Annotated in this window: 17 protein-coding genes and 1 pseudogene; all 18 read left to right on the forward strand. The window is 64.7% G+C overall.

Features of this window, described 5'->3' with window-relative positions; translation table 11 throughout:
• The first annotated feature begins 233 nt into the window (after window positions 1-233).
• The 18 genes and pseudogenes from DNJ95_RS07175 to DNJ95_RS07250 all read left to right on the forward strand — a co-directional run bounded on the left by DNJ95_RS07175 (window position 234) and on the right by DNJ95_RS07250 (window position 23,654).
• Window positions 234-788 (forward strand): RNA polymerase factor sigma-70, encoded by a 555-nt coding sequence (locus DNJ95_RS07175; protein ID WP_131184040.1) that lies wholly within the window; start codon window positions 234-236, stop codon window positions 786-788.
• Between the two features lie 2 nt (window positions 789-790).
• Complete coding sequence (locus tag DNJ95_RS07180) at window positions 791-1,507, forward strand: 4'-phosphopantetheinyl transferase family protein (protein WP_131184041.1); 717 nt, start codon at window positions 791-793, stop codon at window positions 1,505-1,507.
• 201 nt (window positions 1,508-1,708) lie between these two features.
• Window positions 1,709-2,464, forward strand: coding sequence for a TSUP family transporter (locus tag DNJ95_RS07185; protein ID WP_131184042.1), 756 nt, complete (start codon window positions 1,709-1,711; stop codon window positions 2,462-2,464).
• 147 nt (window positions 2,465-2,611) lie between these two features.
• Window positions 2,612-3,199 (forward strand): IMPACT family protein, encoded by a 588-nt coding sequence (locus DNJ95_RS07190; RefSeq protein ID WP_131184043.1) that lies wholly within the window; start codon window positions 2,612-2,614, stop codon window positions 3,197-3,199.
• 537 nt (window positions 3,200-3,736) lie between these two features.
• Entirely contained in the window at window positions 3,737-6,571 is a 2,835-nt protein-coding gene (locus tag DNJ95_RS07195; protein ID WP_131184044.1) for a valine--tRNA ligase, read from the forward strand.
• Between the two features lie 108 nt (window positions 6,572-6,679).
• The gene (locus tag DNJ95_RS07200) at window positions 6,680-7,654 is read left to right on the forward strand and encodes an ABC transporter substrate-binding protein (protein WP_131184045.1); all 975 of its coding nucleotides are present in this window, start codon (window positions 6,680-6,682) and stop codon (window positions 7,652-7,654) included.
• Window positions 7,655-7,900: 246 nt separating this feature from the next.
• Window positions 7,901-8,791 carry an ABC transporter permease gene (locus tag DNJ95_RS07205; protein ID WP_131184046.1) on the forward strand — a complete coding sequence of 297 codons (891 nt, stop codon included), beginning with the start codon at window positions 7,901-7,903 and terminating at the stop codon, window positions 8,789-8,791.
• A gap of 1 nt (window position 8,792) precedes the next feature.
• Window positions 8,793-9,587: an ABC transporter ATP-binding protein gene (locus DNJ95_RS07210; RefSeq protein WP_131184047.1), complete on the forward strand. Its 795-nt coding sequence runs from the start codon at window positions 8,793-8,795 to the stop codon at window positions 9,585-9,587.
• A 230-nt stretch (window positions 9,588-9,817) separates the two neighbouring features.
• Window positions 9,818-11,797 carry a multicopper oxidase family protein gene (locus DNJ95_RS07215; protein WP_131184048.1) on the forward strand — a complete coding sequence of 660 codons (1,980 nt, stop codon included), beginning with the start codon at window positions 9,818-9,820 and terminating at the stop codon, window positions 11,795-11,797.
• Between the two features lie 197 nt (window positions 11,798-11,994).
• On the forward strand, window positions 11,995-12,300 hold the full coding sequence (locus tag DNJ95_RS19660; protein ID WP_276330881.1) for a DUF3375 family protein: 306 nt from the start codon (window positions 11,995-11,997) through the stop codon (window positions 12,298-12,300).
• A pseudogene (locus DNJ95_RS19430) lies at window positions 12,195-12,641 on the forward strand (DUF3375 family protein); the annotation flags it as partial. The gene DNJ95_RS19660 and the pseudogene DNJ95_RS19430, both read left to right, overlap by 106 nt.
• A 22-nt stretch (window positions 12,642-12,663) precedes the next feature.
• Window positions 12,664-14,160: an ATP-binding protein gene (locus DNJ95_RS19435; protein WP_242671949.1), complete on the forward strand. Its 1,497-nt coding sequence runs from the start codon at window positions 12,664-12,666 to the stop codon at window positions 14,158-14,160.
• 24 nt (window positions 14,161-14,184) lie between these two features.
• A complete protein-coding gene (locus DNJ95_RS07225) occupies window positions 14,185-15,066 on the forward strand; it encodes a DUF3322 domain-containing protein (protein ID WP_131184049.1) in 882 nt (293 codons plus the stop codon).
• 63 nt (window positions 15,067-15,129) lie between these two features.
• The gene (locus DNJ95_RS07230) at window positions 15,130-15,426 is read left to right on the forward strand and encodes a winged helix-turn-helix domain-containing protein (protein WP_131184050.1); all 297 of its coding nucleotides are present in this window, start codon (window positions 15,130-15,132) and stop codon (window positions 15,424-15,426) included.
• Entirely contained in the window at window positions 15,423-17,255 is a 1,833-nt protein-coding gene (locus tag DNJ95_RS07235) for an SLC13 family permease (RefSeq protein ID WP_131184051.1), read from the forward strand. The genes DNJ95_RS07230 and DNJ95_RS07235 overlap by 4 nt, the downstream gene beginning before the upstream one ends.
• Before the next feature lie 172 nt (window positions 17,256-17,427).
• Window positions 17,428-19,419 (forward strand): methyl-accepting chemotaxis protein, encoded by a 1,992-nt coding sequence (locus DNJ95_RS07240; RefSeq protein ID WP_131184052.1) that lies wholly within the window; start codon window positions 17,428-17,430, stop codon window positions 19,417-19,419.
• Window positions 19,420-19,603: 184 nt separating this feature from the next.
• A complete protein-coding gene (locus tag DNJ95_RS07245) occupies window positions 19,604-20,857 on the forward strand; it encodes an ABC transporter substrate-binding protein (RefSeq protein ID WP_242671948.1) in 1,254 nt (417 codons plus the stop codon).
• A 19-nt stretch (window positions 20,858-20,876) separates the two neighbouring features.
• Window positions 20,877-23,654 carry a response regulator gene (locus tag DNJ95_RS07250; RefSeq protein WP_165491611.1) on the forward strand — a complete coding sequence of 926 codons (2,778 nt, stop codon included), beginning with the start codon at window positions 20,877-20,879 and terminating at the stop codon, window positions 23,652-23,654.
• Window position 23,655 lies beyond the last annotated feature (1 nt).

The raw sequence follows: 23,655 nt of genomic DNA on the forward strand, positions 1-23,655 counted from the left end.
GAAGGAAATTAACTTCGTAGGCGTTTCGTCATGATCGCTATGCAAGCTGGTTCATGCGGCCCCCGGCAGTGATTGTCGGAGCGAACTGCCAGCATTGGTGGCCTTGCAATAGCAGTCTGATACCACCCACTAAAGATAATGATTATTACTTGACTCTTGTTTGGGGAATGCCTACTTTTTCTGGCGTTTATGGGAAACAGACTTTTGCAACCTCTTGCCGCATAGGTACTGCCATGCAGGAATTCGGAAGCGTAGAGTGCAACGCGGAAGGCGATGAAGAATCTTCGGATTTGCTGAAAACCCTGGTCGACAACCGGCACAACCTGGTCAAGGCGGCGACCCGCATCACCGGTTGCCCCAGCCGTGCCGAGGATGTCGTCCAGGATGCTTTCTTCAGGCTGGCCAACGGACCTGCGCAGGGATTGCCGCTCAAGGCCCGGGCCAGCTATGTCTTCCGCATCGTCCACAACCTCGCCATCGACAGTTATCGCAAGCAGGCGCTGGAGCAGCGCTACACGACTTGCGAAGAGGAAGGCACCAACGCCGCCCTCGATAGCTGCACCCCCGAGACGGAGAGCCTCAACCAGGAAACACTGGATCTCGTCGAACTGGCCCTCAAGCAACTGCCCGAGCGAACGCGCTACGCCTTCGTCATGTATCGCGTACACGGTAAACAGCAAAAAGACATCGCCAAGGAACTCGGCGTCTCGCCGACCCTGGTCAATTTCATGATCCGCGATGCGCTGATTCACTGCCGGCACTGCGTGAAATACGAACCGGCTCGCTGAGCATGTGGATATCCCCGCACCACTGGACCGTCGACCCGGTCCCGGTGCCTGGCTGCCGGCTGGTTACGGCTCGCTTCGCCCCTGGCTGCCTGACCCGGATGCATATCGAAGGGTCCGGTATCGCATTGCCGGCTTCCATCGCCCGCTCGGTCCCACGCAGGCAGGCCGAATTCATCGCCGGCCGCCTGTGTGCACGCGACGCGCTGCTGGCACTGACCGGGCATGCGCAAACGCCCTCGATCAGCAGCGACCGCGCGCCACAATGGCCCCCCGGGGTATGCGGGTCCATCAGCCATTGCAGCGATATCGCCCTGGCGGCGGTCGCCTCCCTGGAGCGTACTGCCTGTATCGGCGTCGATATCGAGCATATCTTCGATGAACGCAAGGCCGATGAACTGCATGAGCAGATCCTGCTGCCGTGCGAACGCGAGCGCTGGTTCACCCTGGATTCCGAGCGGCGTTGCCGATTGCTCAGCCTGACCTTCTCCATCAAGGAAAGCCTGTACAAGGCGCTCTACCCGCTTACGCGCCGGCACTTCTATTTCGAGGACGCCGAATTGCTGGAATGGTCCGACGCCGGCCAGGCGCGGCTGCTCCTGCATATCGACCTGAACGATGAATTCACCAGTGGCCGCCTGCTCGAAGGCGGCTTTTATGAGCAGGATGGCTATATGCTGACCTGGGTCAGCCTGCCAGCGGCGCGCAACCGCAAGCAATGAGCGCAGAGGGTCTGTTGCAACCTGGCTTGCCAAGGGTGTGCCGTGCGCACCGGGAGTGGCGGAGCCTGTCGTCCAGATGCGCGCGCCCCGCGCCAGGGACAGTCCGTGACCAGCCCTCTACGGAAATGGCCGTGAAACCCCTTGCGATCGCCCAGCCCCCTCCATAGGCTTGCACGCCATCGACTCGCCAGGGGCATCATCGTGGAATTCAGCGCCGAACTTCTTCTGCTGTTCTTTCTGATCGCGATGCTCGCCGGTTGTATCGACGCCATCGCCGGCGGCGGTGGCCTGATCACCTTGCCGGCACTGCTCGCCCTGGGTATTCCACCCGCCGCCGCGATCGCCACCAACAAGCTTGGCGCCGCAGCCGGCTCGTTCTCCTCGGCCCTGTACTTCGTGCGCATCCGCGAAGTTCACCTGGGCCGGGTGTGGCCGATGATGCTGACCACCTTCATCGGTTCGCTGACAGGCGCGCTGGTGCTGACGCGGATCGACAACTCGCTGCTGAAAAGCGTCATTCCCATCCTGCTGATCGCTTTTTCCATCTATTTCCTGCTTTCGCCCAGGCTCGGCGAGGCCGACAAGAAGCAACTGTTGTCGCCCGCCTACTACCTGCTGCTGATCGCTCCCGCCATCGGCTTCTACGATGGATTCTTCGGGCCGGGCACCGGGGCCTTTCTTTCCATAGGCTTCGTGCTGCTGCTCGGCTACAACATGATCAAGGCCACCGCCCATGCCAAGGTACTGAATTTCTGCAGCAACCTGGCCGCGCTGTTGTTCTTCATCCTGCATGGCGGCATCCTCTGGTCCATCGGGCTGGCGATGCTGGCCGGGCAACTGCTCGGCGGCAACCTCGGTGCCAGGATGGCGGTGCGCAGCGGGCACCGGCTGATCCGTGTAGTGATGATCAGCGTGTCCCTGAGCATCTCCATCAAGATCCTGTTTTTCGATAGCTGACGGACCGCCACTTCCCGCGGGACGCATGAGCGAGGTGCCTCGACAAAAGCGCAGAAGGCTGGAAAGCTGGATAAAGAACAGGGGCCGTCACGCTCTTGCGTCCAGCTTCCAGCGCTCCTTTCAGCTCTATCCACGACGCGACATACCATGCCCTTCACCCTCGCCAGCCCCTGTGAATACCAGGAAATCATCCGCAAGAGCCGTTTCCTGACCCACGCGGCACAGGTGGATACACCCGAACAGGCCCTGGCGTTTATCCAGCGCATCAGCGACCCGAGCGCCAGCCATAACTGCTGGGCCTGGAAAATCGGCAACCTGTACCGTTTCAGCGATGATGGCGAGCCCGGTGGCACGGCTGGCCGCCCCATGCTCACGGCCATCGAAGGCCAGGACTGCGACCGGCTCGTGGTGGTCACCACGCGCTGGTTCGGTGGCATACAGCTCGGTACCGGCGGGCTGGCCCGGGCCTATGGCGGTTCGGTGGCCAAGTGCTTGCAGGCCTCCGTATTGCAACCGCTGGTCACCCGCGTGCACTGCAGTTGCCACTGCCGTTTCAACGAACTGCCCATTCTCAAGTCGCGCCTGCAAGAACTTGAAGCCCTGCTGGAAGCCGAGCACTTCGATGCCGAGGGCGCCACCCTGGAGCTGGCCCTGCCCGGGGAGAAGCTGCAGGACCTGCAAGTACTTCTCAGTGATATCAGCCGTGGCCGCAGCCGCTTGCAGGTCGCCGAATGAAGGCCATCTTGCCCACAGTTCCTGTGGATCGAATTGTGGATAAGCCCTGAGTGAATTCATGCATCGATGAATTGGCGCACCCTGCGGGAAACTGTTCACTTAGTGAGCAAAGCTCTTCATATTTCCCATAAAGTCCGCATAACACATTGATTTGTTGAATTTTTATCCAAAAACAAGAGCTGTCGACGTTTTGTCACAAGCCCTGTAAAGCAAACAATGACTTATGCCCGATTCCCGTGGAGAAAACTGTGGATAAGACTGGGAATAAGCGCCGCAACCCCGATGGTTCCTGAGCCCGGAAGGACTGTTCATTTATTGACCAAGCACTTTCGAAAAAGCGCTGGAGGCTGGAAAGCCGGACGAAAAACACCGGCTGCCACGCTCTTTCGTCCAGCCAAGCCTTCCAGCGCTGTTTTCGGCTGTTTGCTGTGCAAGCGCGATTGCCCTGGAGATATCCCTTGCCGTTATCGGCTTTTCGCCCCTACCTCGCTATACTGCCCGGCTTTACCGTTCATCCTGATGCAAGGGTCCCGCCGCATGGACAAGACCTACCAGCCACACGCCATTGAATCCCGTTGGTACGCCGAGTGGGAATCGCAGAATTATTTCGCCCCGCAAGGCAGCGGCGATCCCTACACCATCATGATCCCGCCGCCGAATGTCACCGGCAGCCTGCATATGGGCCATGGTTTCAATAACGCCATCATGGATGCGCTGATCCGCTGGCGCCGCATGCAGGGGCGCAACACCCTGTGGCAGCCGGGCACCGACCACGCGGGGATCGCCACGCAGATGGTGGTGGAGCGCCAACTGGGCGCCCAGGGCGTCAGCCGCCATGACCTTGGCCGGGCGAAGTTCCTCGACAAGGTCTGGGAGTGGAAGGAAGAGTCCGGCGGCAACATCACCCGGCAGATTCGTCGGCTCGGTTCCTCGGTGGACTGGTCGCGCGAGCGCTTCACCATGGACGACGGCATGTCCAACGCGGTCAAGGAAGCTTTCGTGCGCCTGCATGAGGACGGCCTGATCTACCGTGGCAAGCGCCTGGTCAACTGGGACACCAAGCTGCACACCGCCATTTCCGACCTGGAGGTGGAGAACCACGACGAGAAGGGCCACCTCTGGCACCTGCGCTTCCCGCTGGCCGATGGCGTGAAGACCGCCGAGGGCAAGGACCACCTGGTGGTCGCCACCACCCGCCCGGAAACCGTGCTGGGCGACGCCGCCGTCGCCGTCCACCCGGAGGACGAGCGCTACCGCCAGTTGATCGGCCGCCATGTGCTGCTGCCGCTGGTCAACCGCCTGATCCCGATCGTCGCCGACGAATACGTCGACCGCGAGTTCGGCACCGGCTGTGTGAAGATCACCCCGGCCCACGACTTCAACGACTATGAAGTCGGCAAGCGCCACAACCTGCCACTGATCAATATCTTCGACCAGAACGCCGCCGTGCTGGCCAAGGCCCAGGTGTTCAACATCGACGGTACGCACAACGACAAGGTCGACCCGAGCCTGCCGGACGGCTATGCGCACATGGACCGCTTCGATGCGCGCAAGGCCATCGTTGCCGAGTTCGAGGCCATGGGCCTGCTGGAGAAGATCGACGAACACGCGCTGAAAGTGCCGCGTGGCGACCGTTCCGGCACCATCATCGAGCCCTGGCTGACCGACCAGTGGTACGTTTCCACCAAGCCCCTGGCGAAGAAAGCCATCGAGGTGGTGGAAAACGGCGATATCCAGTTTGTGCCCAAGCAGTACGAAAACATGTACTTCTCCTGGATGCGCGATATCCAGGACTGGTGCATCAGCCGCCAGTTGTGGTGGGGCCACCGCATCCCGGCCTGGTACGACGAGGCCGGCAACGTCTATGTCGGCCGCGACGAAGTCGATGTGCGCAAGAAGTACGCCATCCGCAACGACGAACCGCTGCGCCAGGACAACGACGTGCTCGACACCTGGTTCAGCGCCGGGCTGTGGACCTTCTCCACCCTCGGCTGGCCCGAGCAGACCGACTTCCTCAAGACCTTTCACCCCACCGACGTGCTGGTGACCGGCTTCGACATCATCTTCTTCTGGGTCGCGCGGATGATCATGCTGTCCACCCACCTGACCGGGCAGATCCCGTTCAGAACCGTCTACGTCCACGGCCTGGTGCGCGACGGCCAGGGGCAGAAGATGTCCAAGTCCAAGGGCAACGTGCTCGACCCGCTGGACATCGTCGATGGCATCACCCTCGAAAGACTGCTGGAAAAGCGCACCAGCGGCATGATGCAGCCCAAGCTGGCGGAGAAGATCGTCAAGCAGACGCGCAACGAGTTCCCTGAAGGCATCGCCAGCTACGGCACCGATGCCCTGCGCTTCACCTTCTGCTCGCTGGCGTCCACCGGTCGCGACATCAAGTTCGACATGGGGCGCGTCGAGGGCTACCGCAACTTCTGCAACAAGCTGTGGAACGCCGCCAACTTCGTCTTCGAGAACACCGAGGGCAAGGACACCGGCGTGGCCAACGAGCCGGTCGAACTGTCCTCGGTCGACCGCTGGATCATTTCCTCGCTGCAACGCACCGAGATGGAAGTGAACCGCCAGTTGGAAGCCTTCCGTTTCGACCTGGCCACCCAGGCGCTCTACGAGTTCATCTGGGACGAGTACTGCGCCTGGTACCTGGAACTGGTCAAGCCTGTGCTCTGGGATGAACAGGCCTCCCCTGAACGCCAGCGCGGCACCCGCCGCACCCTGGTGCGGGTGCTGGAGGCGATCCTGCGCCTGGCCCACCCGTTCATGCCGTTCATCACCGAGGAAATCTGGCAGCGCGTCGCCCCGCTGGCCGGCAAGGGCGGCCCGACGCTGATGCTGCAGCCCTGGCCGGAACTCAATCCCGAGCGGCTGGACAGCGCCGCCGAAGGCGATATCGAGTGGGTCAAGGCGTTCATGCTGGGCATCCGCCAGATCCGTGCGGAGATGAACATCTCCATGGCCAGGCGCATCGACGTGGTGCTGGACAATGCCAGCACCGAGGACCTCCGCCGCCTGCGCGAGAACGAGCCGCTGCTGAACAAGCTGGCCAAGCTCGACAGCGTGCGGGTACTCGCCGAGGGCGAGCAGGCACCGCTGGCGGCGACCGCGCTGGTCGGCGACCTGCAGGTGCTGGTGCCGATGGCCGGGCTGATCGACAAGGACGCCGAGCTGGCGCGCCTGGACAAGGAGATCGCCCGTTTCGACGGCGAGATCAAGCGCGTCGGCGGCAAACTGGGCAATGCCGGTTTCGTCGACAAGGCGCCCGCCGAGGTGATCGACAAGGAACGCGCCAAGCTGGCCGAGGCGCAGCAGGCCAGGGCCCGCCTGCTCGAACAGCGCGAACGTATCGCCAGCCTGTGACGGGCTGGCGTGCATAGACTGCACGCAGTATCACGAAGGATGCCGGGTTGTGCATTACCGCCAACCCCGGGCAAGACAACAAACGCTGACCTTTTCCAGGAGATACCCATGCTGCTAGCCAAGAACAAATGGCTGTCCCTCGGCGCTCTGGCCCTGGCCATTGCCGCCCCGCTCCACGGTTTCGCCACCGAGCAGAAATCCGTCGCGGTGACCGCCATCGTCGAGCACCCGGCGCTGGATGCGGTGCGCGACGGCGTGCGCGCGGTGCTGGCGGAAGCCGGCTACGAGGAAGGCAGGAATCTCAAGTGGCAGTACCAGAGTGCCCAGGGCAACACCGGTACCGCCGCGCAGATCGCCCGCAAGTACATCGGTGACCGCCCGGACGCCATCGTCGCCATCGGTACGCCCTCGGCCCAGGCCGTGGTCGCCGCCAGCAAGAGCGTTCCCCTGGTGTTCTCCGCCGTCACCGACCCGGTCGGCGCACAATTGACACCCAGTTGGGAGGCCTCCGGCACCAATGTCACCGGCGCCTCGGACAAGCTGGAGCTGGAGCGCCAGATCGACCTGATCAAACGCATCCTGCCCGAGGCCAAGCGTGTCGGTATCGTCTACAACCCCGGCGAAGCCAACTCGGCGGTGGTGGTCAAGGAACTCAAGGAACTGCTGCCCAGGCACGGCCTGACCCTGGTCGAAGCCGCCGCGCCGCGCTCGGTGGATGTCGGCAGCGCCGCGCGCAGCCTGGTCGGCAAGGTCGACGTGATCTACAGCAACACCGATAACAACGTGGTTTCCGCCTACGAGGCGCTGGTCAAGGTCGGCAACGACACCAGGACCCCGTTGATCGCTTCCGACACCGGCAGCGTCGAACGTGGCGCCATCGCCGCCCTCGGCGTGGACTACCTGGACCTCGGCAAGCAGACCGGGCGCATCGTCGTGCGCATCCTCGAAGGCGAGCAGCCGGGCAGCATCGCGCCGCAGACCAGCGAGAACCTGGAACTGTTCCTGAATGCCGGCGCCGCCCGCAAACAGGGTGTGACGTTGTCCAGCGAACTGCTCGAATCGGCCACCAAAGTCATCGAGTAAGCCAACGGCGGCGGGGCCCATGGCCCGCCGCCACGATCGTCGAACAGTGCCACCCCGCCCGGCAGGCGGGTCGGTTCACCTGGAACCTGTTCACGATCTCGCGAGCTAGAACCCTGCAAGGCAAGAACAGGCGAGGAAGCGAAGTTTACGAGTGGTAAATGAGCATTCCGAGCCTGTTTTCAACGCAACAGGGCCGACGCGCAGCAGATCGTGAACAGGTTCTTACCCAGCCTGGTCAAATAACCCATGTCTTTGTTTTCCTTTCTCGGTGCCCTGGAAATCGGCCTGATCTTCAGCCTGGTCGCCCTGGGCGTGTTCATTTCCTTTCGCCTGCTGCGCTTCCCCGACCTGACCGTTGACGGCAGCTTCCCGCTGGGCGGCGCCGTCTGCGCGATCCTTATCGCCAATGGCAGCGACCCGTTCCTGGCCACCCTGCTCGCCACCTTCGCCGGCGCCGCGGCCGGGCTGGTCACCGGGTGGCTGAACGTCAAGCTGAAGATCATGGACCTACTGGCCAGCATCCTGATCATGATCGCCCTGTACTCGATCAACCTGCGCATCATGGGTGGCCCGAATGTACCGCTGATCACCTCGCCGACACTGTTCAGCGTATTGCAACCGGAATGGCTGGACGACTATATCGCCCGCCCGCTGATCCTGCTGCTGGTGATCGTCGCGGCCAAGTTGGCGCTGGACTGGTTCTTCTCCACCCAGACCGGCCTGGCGATCCGCGCCACCGGTTCCAACGGGCGCATGGCACGCGCCCAGGGCATCAACTCAGGGGCCATGGTGCTGCTCGGCATGGCCGTCTCCAATGCCCTGGTGGCGCTGGCCGGCGCGCTGTTCGCGCAGTCCCAGGGCGGCGCCGACATTTCCATGGGGGTCGGCACCATCGTCATCGGCCTGGCGGCAGTGATCGTCGGCGAGAGCATCCTGCCGGCGCGCCGGCTGTTCTACCTGACCCTGGCGGTAATCCTCGGCGCCATCGTCTACCGCTTCTTCATCGCCCTGGCGCTGAACAGCGACTTCATCGGCCTGCAGGCCCAGGACCTGAACCTGGTCACAGCGGTACTGGTCACCGTCGCCCTGGTCATCCCGCTCTTGAAGAAACGCCTGACCAGCGGCCGGAGGAACTGACATGCTCAGCGCGAACAACCTGCACATCACCTTCAACGCCGGCACGCCGATCGAGACCCGGGCGCTGCAAGGGCTGTCCCTGGACATCCCCACCGGGCAGTTCGTCACGGTGATCGGCACCAACGGCGCCGGCAAATCGACCTTCCTCAACGCGGTGTCCGGCGACCTGCCGGTGGACAGCGGCGCGATCCTCATCGACGGCGCCGATGTCACCCGGCAACCGGTCTGGGAGCGTGCCAACCGCGTCGCCCGCGTGTTCCAGGACCCCATGGCGGGCACCTGCGAGGACCTGAGCATCGAGGAAAACATGGCCCTGGCGCAGGAGCGCGGCCATCGCCGCGGCCTCGGCCGGGCCGTGAAGGCGGCCATGCGCGACGACTTCCGCGCCAGCCTGGCGACCCTCGGCCTGGGCCTGGAGAACCGCCTGGGCGACCGTATCGGCCTGCTCTCCGGCGGCCAGCGCCAGGCGGTCAGCCTGCTGATGGCGGCCCTGCAGCCCTCGCGCATCCTGCTGCTGGACGAACACACCGCCGCCCTCGACCCGCGCACCGCCGACTTCGTGCTGCAACTGACCGCGCGCATCGTCGCCGAGAAACGCCTGACCACCATGATGGTCACCCACAGCATGCGCCAGGCGCTGGATGTCGGCGACCGCACGGTGATGCTGCACCAGGGCCAGGTGGTACTGGACGTCAGCGGCGACGAGCGCCAGGGCCTGGACGTGCCGGACCTGTTGCAGATGTTCGAGAAGGTGCGTGGCGAGCAGGTCAGCGACGATGCCTTGCTGCTGAGCTGAGCCCTGGCCGCTCTTTCGTCCAGCCTCAAGCCTTCCAGCGCTGTTTTCGGCTGTTTGCCGCGCATGGCGCGCTTGCCCTGCGAGCCTTGGTGCCATGAGCCTGAAAAATGATAGCGGTGTGCCATACTGGCAAAAGCGGTATGACAGGGACGTCATCGGGCGCCTGTCTATCTGCTGATTGCCGGCCAGACTCTGGCCACCACTTCAAGGCCTATGCAAGGAGCTTCACCATGGCGCTGATGGACTCACCCCGGCGTACCCCGGCACTTGGTATTTCCCTCGGTATTTTCGCACTCACCCTATCGCCGAACGGCTGGGCCGAAGAGCTGGCCCTGGCTACCGTCAGCGATCCGCCCAAGCTGGAATCGCGTGATCGGCAGGCGTCCAGCCCCAACCTCCTGTCGCAGCCCGGCGGCGCCCACCTGCAACTGCGCGTGCAGCAGACCCCGGGCGAACTCTACAACCCGGCCAGCGGTCGCAGGGAACAGGTCAACCTGCGCAGCTACCAAGGCCCCCAGGTGGACCCAAGCACGCCGTTCATTTCACCGACCATCGAAGTGCAGCCAGGCGAAACCGCCCGCATCAGCCTGAGCAACGAGCTGGCCGCCGATGCCACCTGCAACCGCGAAGGCGGCGACATCAACCAGCCGCACTGTTTCAACGGCACCAACCTGCACGCCCACGGATTATGGGTGAGCCCCGCGGGCAACAGTGACAATGTCCTGCTGAGCATCAACCCTGGCGTTCAATTCGAGTACGAATACAACATCCCCAGCGACCATCCCGCCGGCACCTTCTGGTATCACACCCACCTGCACGGCTCCACCGCCCTGCAGGTCTCCAGCGGGATGGCCGGCGCATTGATCGTACGCGGCAATCGCCTGCCCGACGGAAACAGCAACGGCGACCTGGACACCCTGCTCAAGCCAACCGCCACGCAACCCTTTCGCGAGCGCCTGGTGGTGCTGCAGCAAATCCAGTACGCCTGCCGCGACCAGGACAACAGCATCAAGCGCAACCCTGACAAAACCTACCGTTGCGACCCGGGCGACGTTGGCACGATTGACGACTATGACCTGTTCGGCCCCGGTGAGTGGGCCACCTCGGGCCGCTATACCAGTATCAATGGCCGGGTCTTGCCGCTATTCACGGAGGCCACCAGCGGCCAGGTCGAACGCTGGCGGGTCATCCATGGTGGCGTTCGCGACACCATCAGCCTGCAATTCCGCAAGCTGCAAAGCAATGAACTGCCCGCCACGCTCGACCTGGCCACACAGCGGTCCCTGCTGCAGCAGCAATGCGCCGGCAAACCCTTGCCCCAGCACCGGGTGGCCGCCGATGGCCTGACCCTGGCGGAGGTGCAGACCAGCGAGCAAACGGTCTATCAACCGGGCTATCGCTGGGACACCCTGATGGTGTTCCCCGAACCCGGTATCTACTGCGTGATCGATGCCGCCACGCCAGCCGCCGCCTCGGTCGACCGCAACGGCCTGTCCCCCGCCCTGCTCGGCTTCGTGCAGGTGGCCCAGGGCGGCAGCGTGCAAGGCGACAGCCGGCGCTACCTGACCAACGCACTGCTGGAGGCCGCCAAGGCAAACATCCCCGGGCAGGTGGCGGCAAGCGTTGCCAAGGACCTGGAAAATGGGCTGAAACTCACTCGTTTCGTTCCTCATCCCACTATCCAGGACGATGAACTGACTGGCAGCCAGACCCTGACCTTCAACATCGTCAATGACCCCGATGGGAACGGCTTTCGTTTCGAGGTAAACGATCAGTCCTTCCAGCCTGGACGGATAGACCGCTCGCTGACCTTGGGCGACGTGGAGGAATGGACCCTGAACTCCAGGACGGTGGGCCACCCTTTCCATATTCACGTCAACCCCTTCCAGATCGTCAAGATCCTCGACCCGGACGGCAAGGATGTGAGCGCTCCCGGGGCCGTCGACCGCCAGGGCGAGGACATCGACACCCAGTATGCGGGCCTCAAGGGCGTATGGAAGGACACCCTGTGGGTGAAGAACCTGGGAGGGGAATTGAAGGTCGATCCACCCCTGCCGCCCTCCCGCCCCTATACGCTGGTGGTCAGAACCCGTTACCAACGCTACATCGGTGATTTCGTCCTGCACTGCCACATCCTCGACCACGAGGACCAGGGCATGATGCAACTGGTACGCATCGGACTGCCCGGCGGCGACGCCCACGGCCACTAGACCGATAAGGGGCTTCGATAAAAGCGCTGGAGGCTGGAAAGCTGGACGAAAACAGCGGCTATCACGCTCTTTCCTCCAGCCTTCCAGCGCTCTTTTTGGCGCGTTGCCATGCATCGCGCGAACCGCCGAGAACGCCTACTGCCCAATGGGCGCATTCCAGCTAGAATCGCGTCTTCTGTTTCAATCCAAGAGTTGCCATGGACCACGCCCAACTCATTGCCCTGCGCCAACAGCACCCGGCCTGGAGGCTGTTGCGGGCGGATAACGCGCCGCTGGTCGTCGCCTTTCTCGAACGGACCTTCGTCACCCCCAACCTGCGCAGCCTGGCTCAGCCAAGCCTGCCTCCAGGCTCGACGATATGCTCTACGACCTGCAACGCAGCCTCGGCGAGAACCGCTATCCGCGCGAGGCCGGCGCCTACCTGGACGAATGGGCGGACAACCCCAACGGCTGGCTGCGCAAGTACTACCCGCCGGGCAGCGACCAGGCGCATTTCGAGCTGACCGCCGCCAGCGAAAAGGCCATCGAGTGGCTGGCCAGCCTCGGCAAGCGCCAGTTCGTCGGCACCGAGTCGCGGCTGCTGGCGATCTTCGAGTTGCTCAAGCAGATGGTCGAGGGCAGCGAAAGCGACCCCGAGGCGCGCATCCGCGAGCTGCAAAAGCGCAAGGCCGGGCTGGACGAGGAAATCGCCCGGATCAGGGCCGGCCAGGTCGGATTGATGGACAAAACCCGAGTGCGCGAGCGCTTCCTCGAGGTCAGCGCCACGGCACGCAGCCTGCTGGCGGACTTTCGCGAGGTGGAACAGAACTTTCGCGACCTCGACCGCCAGGTGCGCGAGCGCATCGCCACCTTCGAAGGCGGCAAGGGTGAGCTGCTGGTACAAGTCCGAGCGCAGCGAGGCCGGGCTCAACGCCAAGCCCGTGGCGCTGCGCGACCACAACGGCTATTCGGTGATCCTCGGCCACTTCTACAACGCCGGCTACGACCAGCACGTCACCCTGGCCCAGGTGTTCTATATCACCGAAAGCCGTGGCCAGCCGGAGCACTTCTATGTGGTGGCCGACGCCGCGCTGTCGATCACCGAGCACTTCGCCCATTTCGGCAGCGACCTGGGCAACCTGCGCAAGCGCCTGCGCGAGTTGCCCGGGGTGGCCCTGGAAAGCAGCTTCGCCGCCTATGGCGCGGCCTTCCGCCGGCGCTTCGGCATCGCCGACGAGCAGGCACTGGAGCTGTTCAGCCAGACCGTGTCGATGAAATCGGTGGGCAACCTCACCGATTTCGTGCGCGAACACATGCTCGAAGAGTTCCCGGTGGAGGAACGCATCCAGGCGCGGATCCAGCACTTCGACGACCTCAACCGCGCCCACGAGGCGGTGCTCAAGGCCAAGCAGCAGATCGCCCTGCTCGGCCCGCTGGTGGCCAACTGCGACCGGCATGCGCTGGAAAGCGCCGAGGCCGCCTGCCTGGCCGCCTGCCGCGAAGCGCTGACACCCTGGTTCGCCGGGCTCAAGGCCGAACTGCTGGACAGGCGCCTGGGCAACCTCGCCCAGGACCTCGAACGCCAGCGCGAACAGCAACGCGGCCTGCAGGAACGCCAGCAACAGGGCCAGGCGCGGCGCGACGAACTCAACCGCGCCATCGCCCGCAACGGCGGCGATCGCCTGGCCGGCATCAAGGAAGAAATCGCCCGCCTGGACAGCGACCTGCAGCGCCGCCAACGCGCCGCCGAGCCGTTCCTGGCCAACCGCCAGGCCCTGCCGGCGTTGAGCGAAGACTGTCGCGAACAGCGCGATGCGACACAGAACCAGCAGACTGAAAGCGCCGTCGAACTGCGCGGTTTGCGCCAGCAGCACGATCAGCTCGACGCCGAGCTGGCCTCGCTACGCAGCCGCCGCTCTAACCTGCCGGCGCGCATCCTCGATATCCGCGCACGGCTGTGCCAGGCGCTGGAGCTGGACGAAGGCGAACTACCCTTCGTCGGCGAACTGCTGCAAGTGCGCGACGACGAACGCGACTGGGAGGGCGTCGCCGAACGCCTGCTGCACAACTTCGGCCTGTCGCTGCTGGTGCCCGACGCGCTGCAATGGGTCGAGCGGACCCACCTGGGCGAGCGCCTGGTGTACTTCCGCGTGTGCGAACGGCGTGGCCGGGCCAGTCTCGACAGCCACCCCGATTCGCTGGTGCGCAAGCTGCAGATCAAGCCCGAAACGCCCTTCTACGATTGGCTGGAAGGCGAGCTGGCGCGGCGCTTCGACTACGCCTGCTGCGCCTCGCTGGAGAGGAGTACCGGGAGCAGAAGGCGTTGCGCAACGAAGACGGGGAAGACCGCGAATGAAACCAGTGCTGATCCTGGCCGAGCCTGAAATACTGCCCGCGGCCCCGGCGGCATGAGCAGTTGGACCACCCCCGCGCAACTGCGCGAACAAGACAGCGGTGCCCTGCTGCGCGCCAGGCTCGGCGAGGAGCCGGACTTCCCGCTGGCGCTGAAGCTGAAAAAACCCGGCAGCGCCGACCTGGCCGCGCGCTTCGAGGCGGTCCGCCAGTGGATTCGCCAGTTGCAGGATGGCGAAGGGCCTTACCGGCTGGCCTGGAAGGAAATCAACCACCGCCAGTTGGGGCGCAACCAGATCCCCGACGGGGCATCCATCGACAACCTCGACACCGCCCTCGGCTGGCTCGGCAAGCGCCGCGAGGCCGAGCGTTTCGCCAGCCTGGCGGACGCCAGCCTGAGCCGCTTTCCCGAGCTGCATCCCTGGCGGTTGCGCCACCCGCTACGCGCCCTGGAACAGGCCGGGCACTGGCACAAGGTGCTGCTGGTGCTGGCCTGGTTCCAGACCCATCCACGCAGCGGGCTGTACCTGCGGCAACTGGATATAGGCGGCGTCGATACCAAGTTCATCGAACAGCGTCGCGGCCTGCTCGGCGAACTGCTCGATCGGGTGCTGCCCGGCGCCGACCTCGACACCGAGGCCCGCGGCGTGCGCGCCTTCGACCGACGCTACGGCCTGCGCGCCCACCTGCCCCATGCCCATTCGCTGCTGATGGACCGCGCCACCCCGCTCGAACACCATGGCCTGTGGGGCGAGGAGCTGGCGGACAAACGCTGCACGGCCGACCTGCAACGCCTGACCGTAGCCGAACGGCCCCTGTACCAGGAACTGCGCGACGACCTGCTCGCCCACCCGGACGGACGGCCCGCCAGCCGCGTGCGCCTGGAGCAGGAGCATATCCGCTTCGGTTGGCTGAAGCGCCGGCTGGCGGCACTGTAGCTTGCCGCCCGCCGGCAAACCCTGGACACTTCTCGCCTGCCGCCCCAAAGCACGAGATGACCGATGGAAATCAGCAAGACCCGCAGCAGCTTCTACCGCCGCCTGTATGTCGCCTGGCTGGTCGACAGCGGCGCGGCCACCAGCGTCCCCGCCCTGATGCAAGCCACCGGCATGCCGCGCCGCACCGCCCAGGACACGCTGGCGGCGCTGGCCGAACTGGACATCGACTGCAGCTTCGAACACACCCAGGGCGAACGGCACAATGCCGGGCACTACCGTATACGCGACTGGGGCGCCATCGACCGCGGCTGGGTCGAACGCAACCTGCCATCCATCAAGGATGCCCTGGGTTATCCATGAACCACGACCTGCTGCTGGTCCTGCTGTTGCTGGCGGCCTGCGTCGGCTGCTTCATCCTCAACCGGCCGCGCATGGACGTGGTCGCCCTGCTGGCCATCGTCGCCCTGCCGCTGACCGGGGTGCTGAGCGTCAACGAAGTGCTGGCCGGTTTCAGCGATCCGGCCGTAGTGCTGATCGCCGCGCTGTTCGTCATCGGTGACGGCCTGGTACGCACCGGCATCGCCTACCGGCTTGGCGACTGGCTGGTGCATGCCGCCGGCGACAGCGAAGTGCGCCTGCTGATCCTGCTGATGCTGGCAGTGGCGGGGCTCGGCTCGGTGATGAGCTCCACCGGGGTGGTGGCGATCTTTATCCCGGTGGTACTCAGCATCGCCTTGCGCCTGAAGGTACCGCCTGGACGGCTGATGATGCCGCTGGCCTTCGCCGGCCTGATCAGCGGCATGCTGACATTGGTCGCCACCCCACCGAACATGGTGGTGCACAGCGAACTGCGGCGCGCCGGGCTGGAGGGTTTCGCCTTCTTCGACTTCGCCCCGGTGGGCCTGGCGGTGCTGGTGCTCGGTATCGGCTATATGCTGCTGGCCCGTCGCTGGCTGGCGCGTAACGACGGCACGGACGACGGTGATGGCGAGGCACGCCTGACGCTATCGGACATGGCCCACGCCTATCGGCTCTCCGAACGCGAACGACGCCTGCGCGTCCTGCCTGGCTCGCCCCTGGCCAGCCAGGCGCTGGACGAGTTGCGCCTGCGCTCGGAGTACGGCATCAACGTCATCGCCATCGAACGCCCGCACAAATTCCGCACACTGCTGCTGATCGCCACCGGCAATACTCAACTGCTGGCTGGCGATGTCCTGCTGGTCGACCTGGCCAGCCCGGCCATCGGGCTGCTCGGCGCCTATCGGGAACTGGGGCTGGAGCCCTTGCAACTGAGCAGCTCCTACTACGATATCCACGCTCGCGAACTGGGCCTGGCCGAAGTCGCCCTGCCCCCCGACTCGCGCCTGCCCGGCAAGACCATCCAGGAAATCGGCTTCCGCAGCCGCCACAAGCTCAACGTGGTCGGTGTCCGGCGCGCCCGCGAGGCGCTGCAGGGTGTGCTGGTGGACGAACGCCTGAGGCCCGGCGATACCCTGCTGGTGGCCGGTGCCTGGAAACACATCCACCGCCTGCAGGGCCTGTCCCGCGACTTCCTGGTGCTCAGCCTGCCGGCCGAGGTGGACGAGGTGGCGCCCGCCGCCAGCCAGGCCCCCTTCGCCCTGCTCGGCCTGGCGCTGATGGTCGGGCTGATGGTCAGCGGCGTGCTGCCCAATGTACTGGCCGCATTGATCGGCTGCCTGGCCATGGGGTTGTTCCGCTGTATCGATATGGACAGCGCCTACAAATCCATCCACTGGCAGAGCCTGATCCTGATCGTCGGCATGCTGCCGTTCGCCCTGGCATTGCAGAAGACCGGAGGAATCGACCTGGCGGTATCCGGCCTGATCGGCCTGGTCGGCGGGGCAGGCCCGCACGCGCTGCTGGCCTGCCTGTTCGTGCTGACCGCGGTGATCGGCCTGTTCATCTCCAACACCGCCACCGCGATACTGATGGCTCCGGTGGCGCTGTCCAGCGCCCAGCAGCTTGGCGCTTCGCCCTACCCGTTCGCCATGATCGTCGCCCTGGCCGCTTCGGCAGCCTTCATGACACCGATATCCTCCCCGGTGAACACCCTGGTACTCGGGCCTGGACGATACGGCTTCGCCGACTTCGTACGTATCGGCGTGCCCTTCACCCTGCTGGTGATGATCCTCAGTGTGCTGCTGGTGCCACTTGTATTTCCGCTGTAATGCATTCGACGCATTCGCGGCGCCAAAATAGTGGCACAACGACATAAGCCCGAGTAGACTGGACGCCAGTCCGTTTTTCAGGATATCCCTGATATTCGCCTATATTAATAGGCTTTTTTGACATATCGGCGCATTTCATCGATATGCGCTGGATAACCGTGGGGATCCGCCAATGTCACTGCTTCCCGTCCGTATCACCCACCGCATCAGCCTGGGTATCCTGCTGCTGCTGGTGCTCACCACGCTGGGCATCTACGCGATCATGGAACTGCGCGGCAAGCCTCGGCTGGTCGCGACCGGCACGGCATCGGCCGAGCAGGCCGTCTCGGCCATCGCCCGCCAGCTCGATGTACAACTGAGCCGGATCGAGGGCACCACCGCCGCCCTCGCACACCTGGCGGAAACCCTGCCCACGGATCGGCTACTGATCGAGGCGAACCTGCCCAACGTCATCGGCAGCCAGGGCGACCAGGCCATCACCGGAGGCGGCCTCTGGCCGGAACCTGGCGCCTTCACCCCCGGCACGGAGCGGCGCAGCTTCTTCTGGGCACGCGATGCGCAAGGGCGGCTGGAATACTCGGACGACTACAACGAGCCCGGGATCGCCGCCTACCATGACGAGCCCTGGTATCGCTCCGCCCGTACTGCGCCGGGCGGCCGCTGCGTCTGGTCCGATGGCTACCAGGACCCGGTCAGCAAGCAGGCCATGACCACCTGCAGCGTTCCCTATCAGCGCGATGGCCGCTTCGCCGGTGTGGCGACTCTCGATTTCACCCTCGATGGCCTGTCCAGCTTCCTGCAACAGCAAGGCAACGTCACTGGCGGCTACGCCTTTGCCGTGGACCGTGCCGGCAACCTGCTGTTCTTCCCCGGCGGCGGTGCCCAGGAAGGATTGCTTACGCTCGCCCACCTGAATGACCGCCAGCCCTGGTTCAGGCCAGTGATCGAAGCGCTGAACGCCTCGGGCGCCGGGCAGACCCTCTACCTGAAGCACGACGATCGCCTGGATGGCCCCGTCTACGTTTCCTTGCAAAATGTCGGCGATACCGGCTGGCGTGTCGGCCTGGTAACACCCGACGCCTGGATCACCGACCTGGCCAGCAGCCTGACCCGTGAAATCCTGCTGTTCCTGCTGCCACTGCTGGCACTGTTGCTCGGGCTGGCCTGGCTCGCCAGCAGGCGCCTGCTGGCCCAGGTCCAGGAAACCACCCGGCAGATCCACATCCTCGGGCAGGACAGCCAGTCGAGCGAGCTGGACATCCTGCGTGCCGACGAAATCGGCGAGCTGCGCAACGCGGTCAATCAGTACGCGGGCTCGCTACGGCAGATGCTGCAGAAGATCGCCGACGAATCCACCATCCTGGAGCGTCAATCCACCGAGCTGGCCAACCTCTCACAGAATATCGCCGAGCGGGCCGAAGCCCAGCGCGAAGACAACACCCTGCTCGCCACCGCCATCACCGAGATGTCCACCAGCGCCCAGGAAGTGGCCGCCAACACCACCGACTGCTCCGATACCGCGGTCCGCTCGCAGGCCCAGGCCCACCTGGGGCAGGACAATGTGCGCCTGAATAACGAATCGATCCAGGCGCTCGCCGGCAGGATCGGCGGCACGGCCTCGGCCATCACCCAACTGGGGGAGGATATCGAGCGGGTCGGCAGCGTACTGGAGGTGATCAAGTCGATCTCCGAACAGACCAACCTGCTGGCGCTCAATGCCGCCATCGAAGCGGCCCGCGCCGGTGAACAGGGCCGCGGCTTCGCGGTGGTGGCCGATGAAGTACGCACCCTCGCAGGCCGCACCCAGGCATCCGCCAACGAGATCCAGGTGATGATCGAACAATTGCGCCAGGCCTCGGGCCAGGCCGTCGAGACCATGCAGGCCGGCGTCAGCCTGACCGAGGATGCCGTCCGCCAGGCCGGCGGCGTCGCCGAGACCCTGGGTGGTACGGTGAGCAGCTTCGACGATATCGTCCAGCGCGCCCAGCAGATCGCCGTGGCCGCCCAGGAGCAGAGCCATGTCGCCCAGGAAATCAGCGAACTGGCCATCCGCATCCACTCTTCCAGCGAGGAGGCTGCCCGCGATGCTTCCACCCTGCGCGAACTGGGCAGCAACATGCATGCGCTTTCCGAACGCCTGGGGCGGGTGAGCCGCGGCGACTGACCCGGGCTGGCGGCGATGAATGGGAGCGGCGGCCCGGCCTAACGGCCGCGCCAGCTCCCGCCCTGTGGCTCCGGCGCGGGCGCGACGAAACGTCAACGGACCCTAGCCCGGACACCCGGAACCTTTACCTTTGACCCTGTTCGGTGGAGCATTCACCACCGCGCGCTCTCCCGGCCCGAGCCCCATGCATAAGCTCTTCATACTGCCGTTACTGCTGGCCCTGGCCCCCACCATGGGCAATGCACAGGAAGACCTGCAACTGTCCCACTGGTGGGTATCACCAGGGGAAAGGGCCAGCATCGCCGTGCTGCAGCGCTACCTCGACCGCCAGCAACTGACCTGGCAGGAGCACGCCATCCCCGGCAGCGGCACGGCCCGCTACGCCGATGTGCTGCGCCAGGCCATCGCCAGCGGCAATGCGCCCACCGCCTCGCAGGTGATCGGCCACGATATCCATGAATGGGCCGCCCTCGGCCTGCTGCAGGACCTGACCCCGATCGCGGAGGAACAGGAGTGGGACGAGATCATCCCGGTCGGCATCCAGCAATTATCGAAATACCGCGGGCGCTGGGTGGCGGCGCCAATCAACGCGCATGCCACCAATTGGCTGTGGGTGAATGCCGCCGCGCTGGAAAGGATTGGCGGGCAACCGCCGGACACCTGGACGGACCTGCTGGAACTGCTCGAGCGGGCCAAGGCCGCAGGCATCATCCCGCTGGCCATTGGTGGTGAAGCCTGGGAACACACGCTGCTGTTCGAGTCGGTGGCCGTCGGTGCCGGCGGCGCCGAGTTCTATCGCAAGGCCTTCATCGAGATGCGCCCGCAAGAGATCGACCCGGCCCTGCTGGAACTGATATTCCAGCGCATGAGCACGCTGCGCGACTACCTCGACCCCGACTTCACCCGGCGCAACTGGAACCAGTCCACCGACCTGATGCGCACCGGCAAGGCGCTGCTGCAGTTGCAGGGCACCTGGGTCGCGGGCGAGCTCACCCTGCAAGGCCTGCTGCCCGGTCGCGACTACCAGTGCTTCCACTTTCCCGATACCCAGGGCGTCTATCTGTTCAACAGCGACCAGTACATGCTGTTCAAGGACGCCCCCGGCTCGCCGCAGCAGCGCCGGGAATTGCTGACGATCCTGCTCGATCGGGATTTCCAGCGCGAGCTGAACCTGACCACCGGCGCGGCCCCGGCCCGGGTCGATGTGCCCCGTGAATCCTTCAATGCCTGCGGCCAGGCGTTGATCAGCGGCATGCGCCAGGCCAACCTGCGCCGCACCATGCTCGGCTCCATCGGCATGGGCAACGCCAACCCGCCCCACGTGAAAAACGCCATCTACCAGGTGGTCAGCCAGCACCTGCGCGGTCGGCTGGAAGATGCCGAGGCGGCGCGCCAGCTCTATCAGGCGATCGTCGACTTCAACTCAACGCCCAACTGAGCCCCACCAGGAAAACACCATGCGTTTCTTCGCCGACCTGAACCTGTCCACCAAGATCGTGATGCTGGTCAGCCTGCTCGGCGCCCTGGCGGCCTTCACCACCGGCTATTCGATGAACACCCTGCAACAGGTCGATGCCCGCTATCGCTACCTGCTCAACCATAACGGCCAGAGCAGCAGCCTGGCCGGTGATGCGCTGCTCGACCTGAGCGATGCCAGCCGCCTGCTGTTCAGCGTCCTGACCGAGGAAGAAGAGCGGCAAATGCGCACCACCCAGCAGAACATGCGCAAGATCGCCAGTGACTTCCAGGAGCGCATGGAGGAGATCCGCCCACTCATCCCGGAGCAGAGCGAACGCCTGCGGAACATCCAGCGCCAGCAGTTGCGCGTCTTCGAACTGGCCGAGCAAATCATCGACGATGCCGCCCGCTGGCGCGGCGATCGCGCCCTGATGATCATCAAGCAGGACTTCGAGCCGGCGCTGCACCAGTTGCGCTACAACATGGATACGCTGCGCTACCAGCTCAACGACGACTATCTGAAGGCCGCCGAGACACTGCGCCGCACCAGCCGTACGACCCTGATCGCCATCCTGCTGGCGTTCAGCCTGGCGGTGCTGCTCAGCATCGGCCTCGCCAGCTATTTTTCTATGCGGCATATCTCCAGGCCGATCAACCAGTTGACCCGCACCATGACCCGGCTGACCGCCAACCATTACGACGACGAGATCTCCGGCACCGAGCGCAAGGACGAAGTCGGGCAGATGGCCAAGGCCCTGCAGGTGTTCCGCGATACCATGCTGCGCGCCGAACGCCTGGAGCAGGAGGCCATGGCGGCAACGGAAATACGCCGCCTGTCGCAACAACTGGTGGACCTGGCCGATGCGATTCCCGGGGCCGTATTCCAGTTGCAGGTGGATGAGCATGGCGACAAGACCTTCACCTTCGCCAGCAGCAAGCTGGAACAGATGCTCGGCCCCATCCAGGGCGGCATCGGCCAGCCCGTCGCCGCCGACACAGCGCTGTTCCCGCATACCGCGGAATACCAGAAGGCCGCGCGCCAGGCCTTCCGCCACAGCCTGAAAGACCTCACCCCGATCGATTTCGATATCCATATCCAGAACCCGGATGGCGGCTTCTGGGTCAAGACCCTGGCCACCGTGCAACGCCAGCCGGACGACAAGACGCTGTTCAACTGTATCCTGCTCGATGTCAGCGAAATGCACCGCCAGGCCGAAGCCCTGCAGGAAGCCAAGGAGCAGGCCGAGCAGGCGGCCGAGGCCAAGGCCAACTTCCTCGCCGTCATGAGCCACGAAATCCGCACGCCGATGAATGCCATTCTCGGCCTGGCCCGCGCCCTGCTGCGCCAGCCCGTCTCGGGCAGGCAGCGCGAGCGGCTGGAACAGATCATCCATGCCGGCCGTCATCTGCAGGGCATCATCGACGACATCCTCGACTTTTCCCGCTCCGACAGCGGTCACCTGCAGTTGGAACACATCGTGTTCACGCCACGGCGGCTGCTGGACGAGTTGACGGATATGTTCAGCGAGGAGGTGGCGCGCAAGGGCCTGGTCCTGAGTACGGAGATCAGCGCGGAGACGCCGCAACGGCTCAAGGGCGATCCATTGCGCATCGGCCAGATCCTGATCAACTTCACCAATAACGCGATCAAGTTCAGTGACAAGGGGCGCATACACATCCACCTGGCCCTGCACGCGGATGCCACTGGCGCGCTCTTCCTGTATGGCAGCGTGGACGACCAGGGCATCGGCATCAGTCCGGCCCAGCGCGCGCAACTGTTCCAGCCCTTCCACCAGGCCGACGCCTCGATTTCCCGGCGCTTCGGCGGCACCGGCCTGGGCCTGTCCATCTCGCGCAACCTGGCGAAAATGATGGGAGGCGAGGTCGGTGCCGAAAGCATGGAAGGCATCGGCAGCCGCTTCTGGTTCAGGGTGCGGGTCGAAGAGGCAGGCGATGACACGGCGCAAAGCGCCCCGCCGCCGCTTGAAATCCCACCCCTGCCCCGCCATTACACCGGCCTGCGCCTGCTGCTGGTAGACGATAACGAACTGAATCGGCAGGTGGCTGGCGAACTGCTGCAGGAGGCGGGCTTCGAGGTCGATATGGCCGACAATGGCGAACAGGCCATCGCCATCCTGCAAGCGGCCGCCGATGGCACATATGCCGTGGTGCTGATGGATATGATGATGCCGCTGCTCGATGGCCTGAGCGCCACCCGACTGTTACGGGAACAACCGCGCTTCGACGGCTTGCCGATCATCGCACTGAGCGCCAACGCCCGCCCGCAGGACATGGAGCGCTGCCTGCAGGCCGGCATGCAGGGGCATATCGCCAAACCCATCGACGAGCGACAGCTCTGGTCGGTACTGGACAGCTGCCTGGCCCGCGAGGCACGGCCCATGATGGCACCCTCCAGCCAGTGGGGTATGCTCGAACGCTTGCGCGCGAGCATGTCCGCCGAGCGCTTCGCGGCCCTGCTGCGGATGCTGGTCGACGACTGCCGGCAGCGCTCGGAGCGCATCCAGGCCCTGGCCCGGGAGGGCGCCATCGAGGCGCTGGACCAGGAAGCCCACGATATGCTCAGCGCGGTCGGCTCGGCGGGACTATCATCTCTGACGACACTGGCCGAACGACTCGGCCAGGCAGTGAAAAGCTCCGACCTGCCGGCCATCCGTGACCTGGCCCGGCAGATCGCCAGTGAAACCGCGTCGGCGCTGGAGTATTTGCAGAACCATTTCGGGCCTGCCGACGGGCCCGCGAGCGACCTGGACGCATGAC

The sequence above is a fragment of the Stutzerimonas kirkiae genome, assembly GCF_004327335.1.
Classification (GTDB): Bacteria; Pseudomonadota; Gammaproteobacteria; order Pseudomonadales; family Pseudomonadaceae; genus Stutzerimonas; species Stutzerimonas kirkiae.